This is a genomic window from Sphingomonas sp., from assembly GCF_017304635.1.
In the GTDB taxonomy this organism is placed as follows: Bacteria; Pseudomonadota; Alphaproteobacteria; order Sphingomonadales; family Sphingomonadaceae; genus Sphingomonas.
Genome location: NZ_JAFKMA010000001.1, coordinates 1,075,521 through 1,091,281, shown reverse-complemented (window position 1 = coordinate 1,091,281; position 15,761 = coordinate 1,075,521). Strand labels below are relative to the sequence as shown.

The window sequence follows — 15,761 nt, the reverse complement described above, 5'->3', positions numbered from 1 at the left end:
ATGTGCGGGATCGCCGGGGTCTTCCACCCCGGAACGCCCAAGCCTGTCGAGCGTGCCCGCGTGCTGGCGATGGCCGACGCGCAGGCGCATCGCGGACCCGACGGGGCAGGGGTGTGGACGGCGCCCGGCGTGGGCCTGGCGCATCGCCGGCTCGCGATCATCGACGTTGCCGGCAGTCCGCAGCCGATGCAGGACGGCGACCTGACCGTCACGTACAATGGCGAAATCTACAACTTCGCCGAGGTCCGCCGCGAGTTGCAGGCGATGGGCGCCCGCTTCCAGACCGAGGGCGATACCGAGGTGCTGCTCCACGGCTGGCGCGCCTGGGGGCCGGCGATGCTCGACCGGCTGAACGGCATGTTTGCCTTCGCGCTGCACGATGCCGGGCGGCAGAACCTGTTCCTGGCGCGCGACCGGCTGGGGGTGAAGCCGCTCCATTATGTCGAATTGAGCGACGGGTCGCTGGCGTTCGCATCGGAACTGAAGGGCCTGCTCGCGCACCCGTTGCTCCGCCGCGCGCCCGATCCGCGCGCGATCGAGGACTTCATGGGGCTCGGCTACGTCCCCGATGACGCGTGCATCGTCGCTGGCGTCAGGAAGCTGCCCGCCGCCCATTCCCTGCTGATCGAGCGCGGGCGGCCGGTGCCGCCGCCACGGCGCTGGTGGGACCTCGACTTCACCGCGCGCGCCAGCGGATCGGTCCGCGACCTCAAGGCCGAACTGGTCGAGCGGATGCGCGCGGCGGTGCGCTTGCGGATGGTGTCGGACGTGCCGCTCGGGGCGTTCCTGTCGGGTGGAGTCGACAGTTCGGCGGTCGTCGCGCTGATGGCGGAAGCGTCGGCCGGCGCGATCAAGACCTGCACGATCGGCTTCGGCGAGGCGAGCCACGACGAACGCCGCTACGCCGACGCGATCGCCGAGCGTTACCATACCGACCACCGCCAGCGGCTGATCGCGGCGGACGATTTCGCGTTGCTCGACCGGCTGACGACGGCGTTCGACGAGCCGTTCGCCGACGCTTCGGCGCTCGCCACCTATCGCGTGTGCGAGTTGGCGCGCGAGCAGGTGACGGTGGCGCTGTCGGGGGATGGCGCGGACGAGGCGTTGGCGGGGTATCGCCGCTACAAGTTCCAGGCGGCGGAGGAGCGGGTGCGGGCGCTACTGCCCGGCACGCTGTCGTCGCGCGTGTTCGGGACGCTGGGGCGGTGGTATCCGAAGGCCGACTGGGCGCCGCGGCCGTTGCGCGCGAAGACGACCCTGCTCGCGCTCGCCGACGATGGCGCGACCGCCTATGCGAGATCGGTCGGCGTGACGACATCGGCGGTGCGCGAACGGCTGTTCACGCCGGCGGCATGGCGGCAACTCGGCGGCCATCGGGCCGAGGACCGTTATGTCGCGACGATGCGCGAGGCCCCGGCGCGCGACGCGCTCGACCGCGCGCAATATGCCGACATTCGCCATTATCTGCCCGGCGACATCCTGACCAAAGTCGATCGCACCAGCATGGCGGTCAGCCTGGAAGCGCGCGAGCCGTTGCTCGACTATCGCCTGATGGAGTTCGCGGCGTCGCTGCCGGTGTCGATGCGGCTGCGCGGCGGGCAGGGCAAATGGCTGATGAAGAAAGCGATGGAGCGCTATCTGCCGCGCGACATCCTGTACCGGCCGAAAATGGGGTTCGTGACGCCGGTCAGCGCGTGGTTCCGCGGCGAACTGGCCGGGGAGGCGGCGGCGCTGGCGCGGTCGCCGCGGTTGCTCGAATGGTTCGACGGGCCGGCGATCGAGCGGCTGGCGACCGAGCATCGGTCGGGACGGGCGGAACATGGCCGGACATTGTGGCAGCTCGTGACGCTCGACCGCAGTCTCGCTCGGTTGTTCGGATAACGTCGTCATTGCGAGCGTAGCGAAGCAATCCAGTGTTCCGCGCGACGCGCTGGATTGCTTCGCTACGCTCGCAATGACGGACCGGTTACCGCAATTTCGCGATACTCAGCCCGTCTTCCTTCGCCCGTGCCTTCACCGATTCCTCGCTGCGGGTCAGCGCCTTGGCGATCGCCTTCAGCGCCATGCCTTTCTTCGCCAGCGTGTGCAGCTTCTGCACCTCGTCTTGTCGCCACGGTTGCTTGTGGCGCTCGAACCCTTCGCCCTTAGCCATGGTGCCAGCCGAACACCGCCATCGCGGCGTGCAACGTCAGCGCGACGAGGCAGAGCGTTGCGAGCGCAAACAACAGGAAGCGGACGTTCACCTTGTTGACGGTCGCCTGCCACAGGCTGTGGGCGATGCGCAACGCGACATAGGCCCAGGCGATCGTCGCGTTGAGGCCGTCCCCTGTGCCGGTAAACGCGATCACCAAAGCGACCGCATAGAACAACGTCGGTTGCTCCAGCAGGTGATTGTAATTGTGCGCTTTCCACTGCGCCTTGGCGGGCAGCACCCCGTCCGCATCGCCGCCCTTGCCGCCGACCAGCTTGTTGATGTCGACCCCGGCCGACTTCATCGCCGGCAACCGCGTCGCGACCAGCCAGACCAGCATCACGAGCGTCCACGCGATCAGCACGACGACGGGCTTCAGGATTTCGCTGTGCATGAAAAAGCCTCCCCCGAATTTGATCGGGGGAGGCTGCATCAATCGGGTCGCGGGCGCAATCGGCTGAGTGCCGTCACGGGAATAAATCCCGCGACGTCGGACGCAGTTACACCGCGCCGCCCGGCCTCGACCGTCTCGCGATCAGCGGATGTTGATCGGCGTGCGGTCAGTCGGCGAACAGCGTGGCCCAGGCGCGCTTGGCGCGATCCTTCCAGTGGCCACGATGATAGGCGTCGCTGGCGAGCAGCGGCATCACGCTGCCGGCCTCGGCGAACACCATCTGTTCGATGCCGGTGTTGACCTTGCCCCAGCTCGCCGCCTCCTGCAGCGTCGAGGACGAGCAGGCGCCGTCGCGGACATCGGCGACGGTGATCTGCACCGCGTACTTGTGCACCTCGACGTCCTCGTGGCCCAGGATCTCGGCGCAGACGACCGTGTCCTGGACGAAGTTCTTCGGCACGCCGCCGCCGATCATCAGGAGCCCGGTGGTGCCCGCCTTGATCTTGATCTCGGTCAGTTCGCGGAAATCGGCGACCGCGTCGATCATCAGGTAGGGCTTGCCCGCCTTCATCTGGTCGACCTGGTGCTTGACCAGGCCGAAGCCGGCCGACGAGTCGACGAACGCCGGGCAGAAGATCGGCACGTCATGCTCGTAGGCGAGCTTGACCAGGCTGTTGTCCTTCTTGCCGTGCTCCGACAGATACTTGCCCATCGCGCGTATGAAGGCGCGGCTGCTGTACGCCTTGGGCTCCAGCTCGTTCGCGATCTTGTTGATCGTGAAGTCGCAGTCCTGGAGCTGCTCCTCGTCGATATAGGTGTCGTAGATACGGTCGATGTAGAGCGAGCGCAGCGTGTCGTCGTCAGGGATTTCAAGCGCTTGGTAATGCTTGTGGCCAAGACCTTCGAAGAAATCCATATCCACGATGGTGGCACCGGTCGCGACGACGCAATCGACCATGTTGTTGCGGATCAGCTCGGCATAGAGGTCCATGCACCCGCCGGCCGAGGTCGAGCCGGCGATGACCAGCACCACCGTGCAATCCTTGTCGGCGAGCATCTGGTTGTAGATCTTGGTCGCGCGGCCGAGGTCGCGGCTGGTGAAGCTCATGTCGGCCATCGCATCGACGATCGGGCGCGCGTCGAAGCTGGTGATGTCGATATGCTTGACCGTCTTCGCCAGCAATTCGGCCTTGCGCGTGTCGTTGATCGGCGCGTTGGCCGCGGCGGTCTTGGTCAGGGTGTCGGTCATGGGTCGTCTTTCTCTCATGCCGCCGTCGTTATGGGGACGCGGAAACCCGTAAGGGGCGGCGCACCGAAGCGCGCCGCCGCCAATTCGCTAGGATTGCGCTGTTACAGCTTGACGACGTTCGACGCGACCTCGCGCTCCACGTGCGTGTAGAGCGACGCCATCGGTTCGTCGTCGACGGTCACCGTCTCGTCCGATCCGAAGCCGTTGAACGCGGTTCGCATCGCCGAACCGTAAGCACCGAGCATCCCGATCTCGAGATAGTCGCCCACCTGCACGTCGGCCGGCAGCAGGAACGGCCCCGTCATATGGTCGAGATCGTCGCAGGTCGGGCCGTAGAAGGAGAACGCCATCTCACGCGCGTTCGACTCCGGTTCGCGCAGCAGCGTGACCGGGAAGCGCCAGCCGATATGCGCGGCGTCGAACAGCGCGCCGTACGCGCCGTCATTGATGTACAGCTCGTCGCCGCGGCGGCGTTCGACGCGGACGATGATCGAGCTGTATTCGGCGCACAAAGCCCGGCCCGGTTCGGCCCACAGTTCCGCCGAATAGCTGATCGGCAGCGATTCGAACGCGCGGTGGATCGTCTCGAAATACGCCTCCAGCGGGGGCGGCTCCATGCCCGGATAGGTCGAGGGGAAACCGCCGCCGACATCGACGACGTCGACCGTCACCGCCGCCTCGACGATCGCCTGGCGCACGCGCTCCATGGCGTTGCCATAGGCTTCGGGCGTCATCGCCTGGCTGCCGACATGGAAGCAGATGCCGAGCGCGTCGGCGACCTGGCGGGCGCGGAACAGCAATTCCTTCGATTCGCCGGGCGCGACGCCGAACTTCGACGCCAGGCTGAGCTTGGAATGCTCCGACGACACGCGCAGCCGCACGCACAAGGTCAGGTCGCTGGCACTGCGAGTCGCGCGGACGATCTTGTCCAGTTCCTCGATCGAATCGAGACTGAACGTCTTCACGCCATGCTTGAAATACGCCTCGGCGATCGCTTCTTCGGCCTTGACCGGGTGCATGAAGCACAGGGTCGCCTGGGGCAGCGTGCGCCGGACCAGCCGCACCTCGGCGATCGACGCGACGTCGTAATGCGTGATTCCGCTCTCCCACAGCGTCCGGATCAGCGCCGGCGAGGGGTTCGCCTTTACCGCATAGAGCGACCGGCCCGGAAACTTCTCCACGAAGTAACGAGCGGCGCGCGCAGCGGCGTGCGGACGAATGAGCGTGACCGGCTGAACCGGTCGGGAGGCAACTAGCCCCAGCGCGCTATGATGCTTGTGCAATTCAAGGGACCTCCAAGTGGCTTTCGCCGACGGTGACAAAAAGCTGCCTTGCGGTTGGAAGTCCCATGGGGCAGCGGAGGGCGGACTTAGGGACGCGAAACGGCCAAGTAAAGCGTTTTGATCCGCGTCATTGCGGGACGGAGACGAATAGTGACGATAGTGCGACAGCCGACCCGCGCCGGGGTGCGCGATGCCGCCGCGAAGATCGCGGCGATCCTGCCACCGACCCCGCTTTTCAGCCACGAAATCAACGGGGTGGCGGTCGCGTTCAAGGCCGAGTCGCTCCAGCCGATGGGCGCGTTCAAGCTGCGTGGGGCGTGGCATCGGCTGACCGCGCTGGACGAGCATCAGCGGGCGCGGGGCGTCGTCGCCTTCTCGTCCGGCAACCACGCGCAGGGCGTCGCCTGGGCGGCGAAGCGGCTCGGCATTCCCGCGACGATCGTGATGCCCGCCGACGCACCGCGGGCGAAGCGCGACGGGACGTTGGCGCTGGGGGCGGAGGTCGTGCCCTACGATCGCATGACCGAGGATCGCATCCGCATCGCCGCCGAACTGGCCGAGGCGCGCGGCGCGACGTTGGTGCCGAGCTTCGACGATCCATGGGTGATCGAGGGACAGGGCAGCGTCGGGATCGAAGCGCGGCGGCAGATGGAGGCGGCGGGGCTGGGCGAGCCGACTCACGTCGTCGTACCGTGCGGCGGCGGTGGTCTGGCGGCCGGGATCGCGCTGGGTCTGGGCGAGGCGCGAATCACCGTGGTCGAGCCCGAGGGCTGGGACGACATGCGCCGCAGTCTCGACGCGAGCTGGATCGAGCCGGTCGGTCCCAATCCGCCGCCGACTGCCTGCGACGCGTTGCAGACTCCTGAGGTATCACCGCTGACGTTCGACGTGCTCGCCCGGCGGGATGCGACCGGCGTGGCGGTGAGCGAGGCGGAAGTCCGCGCCGCGCAACGCTGGGCGGCGGCGAAGCTGCATCTAGTGATCGAGCCGGGCGGCGCGGTCGCACTCGCCGCGTTGCTCGCCGGCAAGGTCGCGGCCGAGCCGGGGCTGCTCGTGATCCTGTCGGGCGGCAACGTCGACGTCGACGCTTATGCAAGTGTGATCGCGCCCGACACCGTGGACATCCCCGCCATCGCCGCGCTCAGCGAGACCGCATGACCGGCCTCGAACAAGCCGCTCCCGCGATCGCGATGATCGCGGCGTTCATCCTGACCTGGTTCGGCATCCGCCTGGCGCTTCGCCCGGACACGCGGACCAAGGGCGTATTGATGGTGGTGATGGCCATCGTGCTGATCGCGAACGTGGTGATCTGGACGCTATGAGGGGCAGGCGATGAAGAACCCGATCGAACGCATCCTGCTGAGCATCGCCATCGCGCCGCTGGCGGTCGCGTTCTTCCTCGTCGCCTGCGCGATGGCGGGGCCGCGGGAGGCGCGGAAGATCTTGCGGCGCGGGTAAAGCATTAGGGCGGGCAGCGGCAAAGCCGCTGCCGTCGGCCGGCGCTTGAGCGCCGTCGGCCGGGTGAGCCTGAAGTCGCGATTTAGCTGACGCTAAATCGGCGACCGGCTCACCGGATCGGTGAATTGGGGTCGAGGCGCATATCCAGATACTTGTCCACGCTGCCCATCAGCTCGGGCATTTCGTGTTCAAAGAAGTGGTTCGCCTTCGGGATCGTGTCGTGGTGGATCGTGATGTGGCGTTGCGTCCGAAGCTTGTCGACCAGCTTCTGGATCGCGGGCGGAGTCGCGACCTCGTCATTCTCGCCGGCGATCAGGATGCCGCTCGCCGGGCAGGGGGCGAGGAAGGTGAAGTCGTAGAGGTTGGCCGGCGGCGCGACCGAGATGAAGCCGCGAATCTCCGGCCGGCGCATCAACAACTGCATGCCGATCCACGCCCCGAAGCTGACTCCGGCGATCCATGTGGTCGACGCTTCCGGATGGAAGCTCTGCACCCAGTCGAGCGCCGAGGCCGCATCGCTCAGCTCGCCGATGCCGTTGTCGAACGTCCCCTGGCTCTTGCCGACGCCGCGGAAATTGAAACGCAAGGTCGCGAAACCGCGCCGCTGGAACGTCTTGTAGAGCTCCATCACGATGCGGTTGTTCATCGTGCCCATCGCCTGCGGGTGCGGATGCAGGATCATGGCGACCGGCGCGCGGGGCTTGGGAGCGGGGGCGAAACGCCCTTCGAGGCGGCCTTCGGGGCCTGGAAAGATGACTTCGGGCATGGTATCCTGACGAAACTGGTGCGCGCGCCGATGTGGCGCGAAAGGTTGCGCGCTATATAGGCAGGACGCCCGCCCACGCAATTGGAACGAATCGCCGCATCATGGCCGACCGTATCTATCTGGACCATGCCGCGACGACCCCGCTGCTGCCCGCCGCGCGCGAGGCGATGGCGGAAGGGTTCGCGCGTTGGGCCAATCCGTCGTCGCCGCATGCGGAGGGGCGCGCGGCGAAGGCGGCGCTGGAGCAGGCGCGGGCGAGCGTCGCGGCGGCCTATGGCTGGGCGGGCGAGGTGCTGTTCACGAGCGGGGCGAGCGAGTCGCTGCGGATCGCATTGACACGGAGCGCGGTCGCGCGGCGGCTGGCGAGTGCGGTCGAACACGATGCGGTGCTGCGCGCGGCCTACGATATCGCCTTGGTGCCGGTCGGCGCGGACGGGCTGGTCGACATGGCGGCGCTCGATGCGATGCTGATAGGAGATGGGCAGGCGATCGTCGCGATCCAATGGTGCAATTCCGAGACCGGGGTGCGCCAGCCGATCGCCGCACTGGCCGAGCGCATCCATGCGGCGGGCCACCTGCTGCTGGTCGATGCCGCGCAGATGCCGGCGGGTGCCGATCGCGAGGTTGCGCGGCACGCCGATTTCGTCGCGCTGTCGGCGCACAAGCGCGGCGGGCCGATCGGGGTGGGGGCGCTGCTGGTCCGCAATCTCGCGACGCTCGATCCGACCGGCGGGCAGGAGCGCGGCTATCGCCCGGGGACCGAGAACATGCCCGCGATCCTCGGCTATGCCGCCGCGCTGGCCGAGCCCGAGGATATCGCCAAGTATCAGGAGTTACGCGACTATTTCGACGCCGGCGTCATGGCGGCGGGGGGCGAGCCGGTCCTGGCCGACGCGAGCCGGTATCCGGCGATCGGCGCGTATCGCATGCCGGGCACGGCCGCGACCACGCAGCTGATCCGCTTCGACATGGCCGGGATCGCGGTATCGGCGGGGAGTGCCTGCGCGAGCGGGAGCATGAAGCCGAGCCATGTGCTGACCGCGATGGGCTGGGATCGCACGGCGTCGCAGGAAGTGGTGCGGGTAAGTTTCGGGCGATCGACGACGCGGGCCGATCTCGACGCGTTCCTGGCCGAGTGGCGCGCGATCGCTGCCGGACGAGCGCGCGCGGCGTGACCTATCTCGACTATCAGGCGACGACGCCGCTCGCGCCAGAGGCGCTGGACGCGATGCTGCCCTGGCTGCGCGACCAACACGCCAATCCGCATTCGGCGCACGGGCCGGGGCGCGCGGCGAAGGCGGCGGTCGAGGTGGCGCGCGAACGTGTGGCGCGCGGGTTCGGAGCGGGCGACGGCGCGCTATCTTTCACCTCGGGCGCGACGGAGGCGATCAACTGGGCGATCCAGGGCACCGACGGCCCGATCGTCACGATCGCGACCGAGCATGCCGCCGTCCTCGATACGGTCGCGGCGGAGGCGCGGCGCGGGCGGGCGATCACGATCCTGCCGGTCGGGCGCGACGGCCTGGTCGATCTCGACGCGGCGCGCGCAGCGATCCGGCCGGGGGTCGGACTGGTCGCGGCGATGCTGGTCAATAACGAGATCGGGGTGATCCAGCCGCTGGCCGAACTGCTCGGCCTTGCACGGCAGGTCGGCTCGGCGCTCCTATGCGACGCGGTGCAGGGCTATGGGCGCGTGCCGCTGCCGGTCGGGATGACCGACCACATGGTGGCCGTCTCGGCACACAAGATTTACGGCCCCAAGGGGATCGGCGCGTTGTGGATCGGCGAGAAGGCGGCGCTGGCGCCGCTGCTGCATGGCGGCGGGCAGGAGGCGGCGGGACGATCGGGCACGCTGTCGCCAGCCTTGTGCGCCGGGTTCGGTGTTGCTGCCCAACTGATGCAGGATCGCGCCGGGCAGGACGCGGCGCATGTCGATCGCTTGTGGGATGCGGCGATCGCTACGCTGGGCGACGGGTGGATCGTCAACGGATCGACCGAGCATCGTTATCGCGGCAATCTCAACGTGCGCTTTCCGGGGCTCGACGTGGCGCGGCTGATGTCCGACCTGCGCGACATCGCCTTTTCCGCCGGGTCGGCCTGCGCAAGCGGGTCGGGTCGATCGAGCCATGTGCTCCGCGCGATCGGGCTGAGCGAGGCGGAGGCGCGCTCCAGCATCCGGATCGGGTTCGGTCGCTACACGCGCGAGGACGAGCTGTGCGAGGCGCTGACGCGGATCGACGCGGCGGCACGCGCGCAGCGAGCGGCGGCATGATCCGCATCCGTTTCATCGAACGCAACGGCGGGGTGCGTGACGTGATGGCGGCGCTGGGCGACACCTTGCTGTCGGTCGCGCAGAACGCCGGCGAACCGCTGGAAGGAACGTGCGAGGGACAGATGGCCTGCTCGACCTGCCATGTGATCGTCGACGCCACCGACTTCGCGCGATTGCCGCCGGCGGTCGAGGAGGAGGAGGACATGCTCGACCTCGCGGCGAGCGCGACGCGACACAGCCGGCTGGCCTGCCAGATCGTGCTCGACGACACGCTCGACGGCCTCACCGTCCGCATTCCGCCCGAGGCGCGCAACATGCAGGGGCGCTAGGGTCTGTACTCATCTGGCACGAGGTCGTGACGGAGCTGATTTTGGTGTCGGGCAAGAAGCAAGGAAGGCGCGATGCTGAAGGCATCGAAACTGACGTAGCGCCGCCGCCGGGCGCCAAATCGGGCCGCCGCCATGCGGTTTTCCGCAGAAGGCCGCCGAGCGTCGTCGCTTGCTTGCGCGCAGCTTCGGCTGCGCGACGGCGCGGCACTCCTCGTCGGCGGCCTTCTGCTGACAATCACGATCCTCGTGCCAGACGACTACGGACCCGACAACGCCCGCTCCGGCCATTGCGCTCATGGAACGACCTCGCCGCCAAGTCGTTTGCCCTGGATCAGGGGAGAGTGAAAGGAGTGACAATGAAAATAGCAGCTTGTCTGAGCGCCGCGTTCGTCGCCGGCGCCATGATGGTGCCGGGCGCCGCGACGGCCGCGCCGCAGACCACGACGACGCGGACCGTCACGACCAGCGACCATGGTCAGGTCACGAGCCGCACCACGGTGCGCGATCACCATAACGGCTGGCATGGCCGCACCCGCTGGAAGACGCAGTGCCGGACCTGGTGGAAGCACGGTCACAAGTACCGCACCTGCAAGAAGGTGCGCGTGCGCTGGTAAGCGCTTGAAACCACCGCCCGACCCCGCCATATGCGCCGCGGGAGTCGGGCGGACGTGGTCGTCGCCAACCTGGTCAGATCCTGACGGAAGCAGCCACAACGATTTCGCCGCGGGTCGTTCCGGCTCCCACCGCGCAGCGCGCATGGCAGCAGCGAAGCTGATGCCAAGTCGCGCAAGCGCGGCCGGCGAGCCAGCGGCCCGTCCGACGACGCGGCTCCGCCGCGACGCCACAACCAGTCCCGACCCATCCCGAACGCCGACCCGCCCACCGGATCGCCCTTCCATCCGCCCGCCAAGCTGATACCATCCCGGCCCAACGTCGAGAGGATGAACCATGCGCCTGCTCACGATCCTGGCCGCCGCGCTGACCTTCACCGGCCTGTCGCTCGCCGCGAACCCCGCCGCTGCGGAGACCACCACCGTCCGCGTCCTGCCCGCCACGCCGGCGGCGATCACGCCGGTCAAGGCCGAGCAATATCGTTACCGCGACCGATATCGGTACGGTCCGCGCTACGGCTATCGTCGCTACGGCTTCCGCCGCTGGGGTCCGCGCTATACGTACCGGCCGTACCGGTCCTGGCGCCATCGCCCATACTATCGCTCGCGCTATTACCGGCGGCCCTATTACCGCCGCTGGCGCTGACAGAGGCTTCGACGTCGCGGCGCGCCGTGCCGAGGGCCCGGACCAATGGCCGGCAATGGCCGTGATCGCCGTGAGAAGCCCGCTGACAAGGGGCGTGGTGCAGACGCGTAGCTGAAGCTACGCGCAAACGAGCGACGCCGCTCGGCGGGCTTCTCACGGCGACCGCTGCGCGGGCGGATTTTGGCACCCATGTGCGTCGTGCGTCGGTCACGATGCTTTCAGATCGCTCCCTCCTTGCTCCTGCCTGGGCACCAAAATCCGCTCCGTCACGACCGTTGCCGGTCCTTGGTCCGGGCCCTAGATAGGCGGGATGTCCGACGACTCCTTCCTCGATCTCGGTGAGCCGCCGCAGCCCAAGGACACCGCGTACCGCGTCCTGGCGCGCAAGTACCGGCCGCAGAATTTCGACCAGCTGATCGGTCAGGATGCGATGGTGCAGACGCTGGCCAACGCGATCCGGCGCGGGCGGCTGGCGCATGCCTTCCTGCTGACCGGAGTGCGCGGCGTCGGCAAGACCAGCACCGCGCGGCTGATCGCTAAGGCGCTCAACTGCATCGGCCCGGACGGGCAGGGCGGTCCGACGATCGACCCCTGCGGCGTGTGCGAGCCGTGCGTGTCGATCGCGGAAGGGCGCAACATCGACGTGATCGAGATGGACGCCGCGTCGCATACCGGCGTCGACGACATGCGCGCGGTGATCGATGCGGCGCGGCTGGCGGCGTTCGGCGCGCGGTTCAAGATCTACATCATCGACGAAGTCCACATGCTGTCGAAGAACGCGTTCAACGCGCTCCTGAAGACGCTGGAGGAACCGCCCGAGCATGTGAAGTTCCTGCTCGCCACGACCGAGGTGCAGAAGGTGCCGGTGACGGTGCTCTCGCGGTGCCAGCGGTTCGACCTGCGACGCATCCCCGCCGACAAGCTGGCCGCGCATTTCGCGAAGGTGGCGGCCCTCGAAGGGGCTGAGGCCGAGCCGGAGGCGCTGGCGCTGATCGCGCGGGCGGCGGACGGGTCGGCGCGCGACGGCCTCTCGATCCTCGACCAGGCGATCGCGCATGCCGGGATGGAGGGCGGTGGCGTCACGGCGCCGGCGGTCCGCGCGATGCTCGGCTTGAGCGACCGCGCCGCGATCCGCGATTTGTTCGGGCTGTTGCTCGACGGCGATGCGCCCGCTGCGCTGGCGGCATTGCGCGGGCAATATGATCTCGGCGTCGATCCGCAGGCGGTGCTGCGCGGGCTGCTGGAGACGGTCCATGCGGTGACGCTCGCCAAGCTGGGCGGGGAGGCCGATCCGTCGCAATCCGCCGACGAGCGCGCCGCCTATGCCGGCTGGGCGACGGCGCTGTCGTTCGCGGCGCTGCATCGGCTGTGGCAGTTGATGCTGAAGGGGCATGACGAGGTCGCGAAGGCGACGCTGCCGATCGAGGCGGGGGAGATGGCGCTGCTGCGTGTCGTCCATGCTTCCAGTCTGCCCGATCCGGGTGAACTGGCGCGGCAGATCGCGAGCGGTGCGCCGATCGCGGCGCCGTCGGCTGCACCTTCGCTTGCTCCGGCGGCGCCTGCCGCTCCGACATTGCCGGCTTCGTTCGAGGCGATGGTCGCGTTGATCGAGCGGAACGGTGGCGGCTCGCTGCTGTCGCACCTCAACGCAAATGCGCGGCCGGTCCGCTACGACCCGCCCGAACTCGTGCTGAGCACGCAACGGCCGCTGCCGGCCGACCTGCCGGCGCAACTCGCCGCGCGGTTGAGCGAGTTGACCGCGACTCGCTGGAAAGTCACGACGCAGGATGCCGAGGGCGAGGCGACGATCGCCGAACGCCGCAAGGCCGCCGAGGAAGCGGATCGCGCCGCGATCCTCGCAACCCCGGTCGTCCAGGCGGCGTTCGAGGCATTCCCGGACGCCGTGCTGGAAAACTGGACCAAGGAACCGAAGGAAGCGAACGCGTGAACAATCTCGAAGACATCATGGCCATGGCGCAGAACGTCCAGGCCGAGCTAGCGAAGGCGCAGGACGGGCTCGACAAGATCGAAGTCCAGGGCGTCGCGGGCGGCGGGCTGGTCAAGGTGACGGCGTCGGCCAAGGGTCGGATCATCGGCATCTCGATCGACGATTCGCTGATCGTGCCGTCGGGCAAGGAAATGCTCGAGGATCTCGTCGTCGCGGCGTTCAACGATGCGCGGGCGAAGGCGGACGCCGCCTCGAACACGGAAATGGCGAAGATGACTCAGGGCCTGCCTTTGCCGCCGGGTTTCAAACTGCCGTTCTGAGCCGAAGCGCGGGGGCCGGCTACGCCCGGCCACCTCGCGCCAGGCCGGCCGGCGGGCGCTCGCGCCCGGCCGACGGCGGCGGCTTCGCCGTCGCCATGTTGCCGAGACACGCGAGGGCTCGCCGCTGCCGTCGAAGTTTGAACTGTCTCTTATCCCCCTCTCCCTCGGGGAGAGGGGCAAGGCGCGCAGCGCCGCGGGGTGAGGGATAGGTCGAAACGCTTTCGACCTATCCCTCACCCTTCCGCGCCTTCGGCGCATCCTCCCTCTCCCGGTGGGAGAGGGATTTTACCGCAAGCATCCATCTAACCCGCTCGTCCGCACCACGCCGACATAGCGGGCGATCGCATTCCCGTGCCGCCGCACGAACCCGGTCGGGTCGACGGCATCGCGCCGCTTCGGCTGGGGCAGCACCGCCGCGATGCGGCCGGCCTCGACCGGGGTCAGGTGCGACGCGTCGTGCCCGAAATAGCGGATCGCGCCGGCATTCGCGCCATAGGTGCCGATCCCCGTCTCCGCCACGTTCAGGTACACCTCCATGATTCGCCGCTTCCCCCAGAGGTGCTCGATCAGGAAGGTGAAGTACGCTTCGAAGCCTTTACGGACATAGCCACCGCCCTGGATCAGGAAGACGTTCTTCGCGGTCTGCTGGCTGATCGTCGAGCCGCCGCGGATGCGGCCGCCCTTCTGGTTGCGATCGTACGCCTGCTCGATCGCGCGCAGGTCGAAGCCGTTGTGCAGGCAGAAGCGTGCATCCTCGCCGGCGATCGCGGCGCGCGGCATGTCGGGGTCCATCCGGTCGAGCCCCATCCACTGCTTGACCACGCCGTTGCCGCGTAACTGGTCGCCGATCATCGTGAAGGTGATCGGCGGGTTTACGACCTTGAGCGCGAGCACCCACAGCACGCTGAGCACGACGAACCCGAGCAATGTTTTCCACAGCCAGCTGAACAGGCGGCGGCCCCAGGAACGGCGTGGCTTGGTCGGGCGGGCGGGCATTGGATCGGGCGAGGGCTCGGTGGGGGCTGGGGTCGGGTCAGGGGCGGATGCCGCGGCGAGCGGCGGTGCCGCCGATACGCGCGGACGGGGCCTGGCCGCAAGTACGGCGTCGGCAGCGGCGATGCCGGTCTCGTAGGCGCCATGCGCGGTCGAGAAGTCGCTGGCGTGGCAGGCTTCGCCGGCGAAGAACAGGCGATCGTCGTGCGGCCGGGCGAGAACGCCGCGCTGCCCGGCCTGGCCGACGCGCGCATGCGAATAGCTGCCGCGGATGAAGCGTTCCGCGCGCCACCGCGTTCGCGCCATCGGCTGCAACCGCAACCGCCAGTCGTTGCCGAGCAATGCGGCTAGTTCGCCGATCGCGAAGTCGGCGGCGGCGCGATCGTCGGCGCGCTCGATCGCCTCCGCGCAGTCGCCGCCGAAGAACGCCTCGACCACCGGTGCGCCGAGCCAGCCGACCTGATAGCTCGCGGTGTGCGCCGAATGCGGGTTGCCGATCAGGTGCGCGTTGTGCGGATAGTCGCTACCGGCGATGCCGAGGAAGATCTTGTCGGCGAGGCCGAGCGGCAGGGCGGCTGCCGCGTCACGCTTGTCGGGGAGCGGCGGGTCGAAGATGATGTCGCCGTCGGCTAGCACCGGGGTCGGCACGGCGACGATCACGCGATCGGTCTCGATCGTGCCGCTCGGCGTCGTCAGGCGGATCGTCGCGCCGCGATGATCGATCCGCGTGACCGGGGTCGCGAGCCGGAGCGGCACACCCTTCGCATGCCGCGCGACCAGCGCGCCATAGCCGTCGCGCAGCCGCCAATTGTCCTCGCCCGCCGCATTCTCGTACGCCGCCCAGTCGTGCAGCGACACGTCGCGCAGGTTCGCACCGTTGGCATAGCCGGAGATCGCGTCGATCAGCGGTCGCCACGGCGCATCGGCGGCAATGAAATCGCTCAGCGGGCGGTCGAGTCCGGCAACATAGGCTTCGGCGCGATCGTGCCATTCGGCATAGGCGGCCTCGAACGCGCGGCGTTCCTCGGGCGGGAAGCCGAGGTCGCGCCATTGCTCGCGCCAGTGCGCGTCGCCGCGGTCGATCGCGAATTCCTCGGCGAGCGCGATCCGCGTCCACGGGTTGCGATTGGCCGAGTGGAGCCAAGCACAACCGAGATCGAGCGTCTCGCCACGCACGCGGATCGTGTGGGCGCGCCCGCCGATCCGCTCGCTCGCCTCGACCAGCAGGACGTTGCAGCCGGCGTCGTGGAGCCGGCGCGCGGCGGCGATGCCGGCTGCACCGGCTCCGACCACGACGACGT

General features: G+C 68.4%; 17 protein-coding genes, 1 other RNA gene and 1 pseudogene. 12 read left to right on the top strand and 7 right to left on the bottom strand.

Annotated elements, in window-relative coordinates; genetic code table 11:
• Entirely contained in the window at positions 1 to 1,881 is a 1,881-nt protein-coding gene (locus J0I47_RS05545) for an XrtA/PEP-CTERM system amidotransferase (protein WP_294045453.1), read from the top strand.
• Between the two features lie 85 nt (positions 1,882 to 1,966).
• On the opposite strand, the gene J0I47_RS05540 is transcribed toward J0I47_RS05545, so the two are convergent.
• The 4 genes from J0I47_RS05540 to J0I47_RS05525 all read right to left on the bottom strand — a co-directional run bounded on the left by J0I47_RS05540 (position 1,967) and on the right by J0I47_RS05525 (position 5,117).
• Complete coding sequence (locus J0I47_RS05540; RefSeq protein ID WP_294045452.1) at positions 1,967 to 2,152, bottom strand: hypothetical protein; 186 nt, start codon at positions 2,150 to 2,152, stop codon at positions 1,967 to 1,969.
• Positions 2,145 to 2,585, bottom strand: a complete 441-nt coding sequence (locus tag J0I47_RS05535) for an MAPEG family protein (protein WP_294045451.1) — start codon at positions 2,583 to 2,585, stop codon at positions 2,145 to 2,147. The genes J0I47_RS05540 and J0I47_RS05535 overlap by 8 nt, the downstream gene beginning before the upstream one ends.
• A gap of 166 nt (positions 2,586 to 2,751) precedes the next feature.
• The gene (locus J0I47_RS05530) at positions 2,752 to 3,834 is read right to left on the bottom strand and encodes a deoxyhypusine synthase (protein ID WP_294045449.1); all 1,083 of its coding nucleotides are present in this window, start codon (positions 3,832 to 3,834) and stop codon (positions 2,752 to 2,754) included.
• 101 nt (positions 3,835 to 3,935) lie between these two features.
• Complete coding sequence (locus tag J0I47_RS05525) at positions 3,936 to 5,117, bottom strand: type III PLP-dependent enzyme (protein WP_294045448.1); 1,182 nt, start codon at positions 5,115 to 5,117, stop codon at positions 3,936 to 3,938.
• A gap of 150 nt (positions 5,118 to 5,267) precedes the next feature.
• Here J0I47_RS05525 and J0I47_RS05520 point away from each other — a divergent pair, with 150 nt between their 5' ends.
• From J0I47_RS05520 to J0I47_RS05510, 3 genes are read left to right on the top strand one after another with little or no spacing between them, the layout of a single operon-like run.
• Positions 5,268 to 6,275: a threonine/serine dehydratase gene (locus J0I47_RS05520; protein WP_294045447.1), complete on the top strand. Its 1,008-nt coding sequence runs from the start codon at positions 5,268 to 5,270 to the stop codon at positions 6,273 to 6,275.
• Complete coding sequence (locus J0I47_RS05515) at positions 6,272 to 6,439, top strand: hypothetical protein (RefSeq protein WP_294045445.1); 168 nt, start codon at positions 6,272 to 6,274, stop codon at positions 6,437 to 6,439. The genes J0I47_RS05520 and J0I47_RS05515 overlap by 4 nt, the downstream gene beginning before the upstream one ends.
• A gap of 10 nt (positions 6,440 to 6,449) precedes the next feature.
• Positions 6,450 to 6,575: a hypothetical protein gene (locus J0I47_RS05510; RefSeq protein ID WP_294045444.1), complete on the top strand. Its 126-nt coding sequence runs from the start codon at positions 6,450 to 6,452 to the stop codon at positions 6,573 to 6,575.
• Positions 6,576 to 6,684: 109 nt separating this feature from the next.
• Here J0I47_RS05510 and J0I47_RS05505 read toward each other — a convergent pair whose 3' ends face one another.
• Positions 6,685 to 7,341 (bottom strand): alpha/beta hydrolase, encoded by a 657-nt coding sequence (locus J0I47_RS05505; RefSeq protein WP_294045443.1) that lies wholly within the window; start codon positions 7,339 to 7,341, stop codon positions 6,685 to 6,687.
• 101 nt (positions 7,342 to 7,442) lie between these two features.
• Here J0I47_RS05505 and J0I47_RS05500 point away from each other — a divergent pair, with 101 nt between their 5' ends.
• The 8 genes from J0I47_RS05500 (at position 7,443) to J0I47_RS05465 (ending at position 13,467) form a co-directional block, all read left to right on the top strand.
• Positions 7,443 to 8,516, top strand: a complete 1,074-nt coding sequence (locus tag J0I47_RS05500; protein WP_294045441.1) for an aminotransferase class V-fold PLP-dependent enzyme — start codon at positions 7,443 to 7,445, stop codon at positions 8,514 to 8,516.
• Positions 8,513 to 9,613: a cysteine desulfurase family protein gene (locus J0I47_RS05495; RefSeq protein WP_294045884.1), complete on the top strand. Its 1,101-nt coding sequence runs from the start codon at positions 8,513 to 8,515 to the stop codon at positions 9,611 to 9,613. Before J0I47_RS05500 ends, J0I47_RS05495 begins: the two co-directional genes overlap by 4 nt.
• Positions 9,610 to 9,942, top strand: a complete 333-nt coding sequence (locus tag J0I47_RS05490) for a 2Fe-2S iron-sulfur cluster-binding protein (RefSeq protein ID WP_294045440.1) — start codon at positions 9,610 to 9,612, stop codon at positions 9,940 to 9,942. The genes J0I47_RS05495 and J0I47_RS05490 overlap by 4 nt, the downstream gene beginning before the upstream one ends.
• A gap of 356 nt (positions 9,943 to 10,298) precedes the next feature.
• Positions 10,299 to 10,556: a hypothetical protein gene (locus J0I47_RS05485; RefSeq protein ID WP_294045439.1), complete on the top strand. Its 258-nt coding sequence runs from the start codon at positions 10,299 to 10,301 to the stop codon at positions 10,554 to 10,556.
• Positions 10,557 to 10,592: 36 nt separating this feature from the next.
• Positions 10,593 to 10,690, top strand: an RNA gene (gene ffs, locus J0I47_RS05480) — signal recognition particle sRNA small type.
• A gap of 200 nt (positions 10,691 to 10,890) precedes the next feature.
• A complete protein-coding gene (locus J0I47_RS05475; protein WP_294045438.1) occupies positions 10,891 to 11,199 on the top strand; it encodes a hypothetical protein in 309 nt (102 codons plus the stop codon).
• A gap of 310 nt (positions 11,200 to 11,509) precedes the next feature.
• Entirely contained in the window at positions 11,510 to 13,147 is a 1,638-nt protein-coding gene (locus J0I47_RS05470; RefSeq protein ID WP_294045437.1) for a DNA polymerase III subunit gamma/tau, read from the top strand.
• Positions 13,144 to 13,467: a YbaB/EbfC family nucleoid-associated protein gene (locus J0I47_RS05465; RefSeq protein ID WP_294045436.1), complete on the top strand. Its 324-nt coding sequence runs from the start codon at positions 13,144 to 13,146 to the stop codon at positions 13,465 to 13,467. Before J0I47_RS05470 ends, J0I47_RS05465 begins: the two co-directional genes overlap by 4 nt.
• Positions 13,468 to 13,752: 285 nt before the next feature.
• Here J0I47_RS05465 and mtgA read toward each other — a convergent pair whose 3' ends face one another.
• Together mtgA and J0I47_RS05455 are read right to left on the bottom strand one after the other, a co-directional pair.
• The gene (gene mtgA, locus J0I47_RS05460) at positions 13,753 to 14,463 is read right to left on the bottom strand and encodes a monofunctional biosynthetic peptidoglycan transglycosylase (protein WP_294045882.1); all 711 of its coding nucleotides are present in this window, start codon (positions 14,461 to 14,463) and stop codon (positions 13,753 to 13,755) included.
• Between the two features lie 111 nt (positions 14,464 to 14,574).
• A pseudogene (locus J0I47_RS05455) lies at positions 14,575 to 15,753 on the bottom strand (NAD(P)/FAD-dependent oxidoreductase); the annotation flags it as partial.
• Between the last annotated feature and the right edge of the window lie 8 nt (positions 15,754 to 15,761).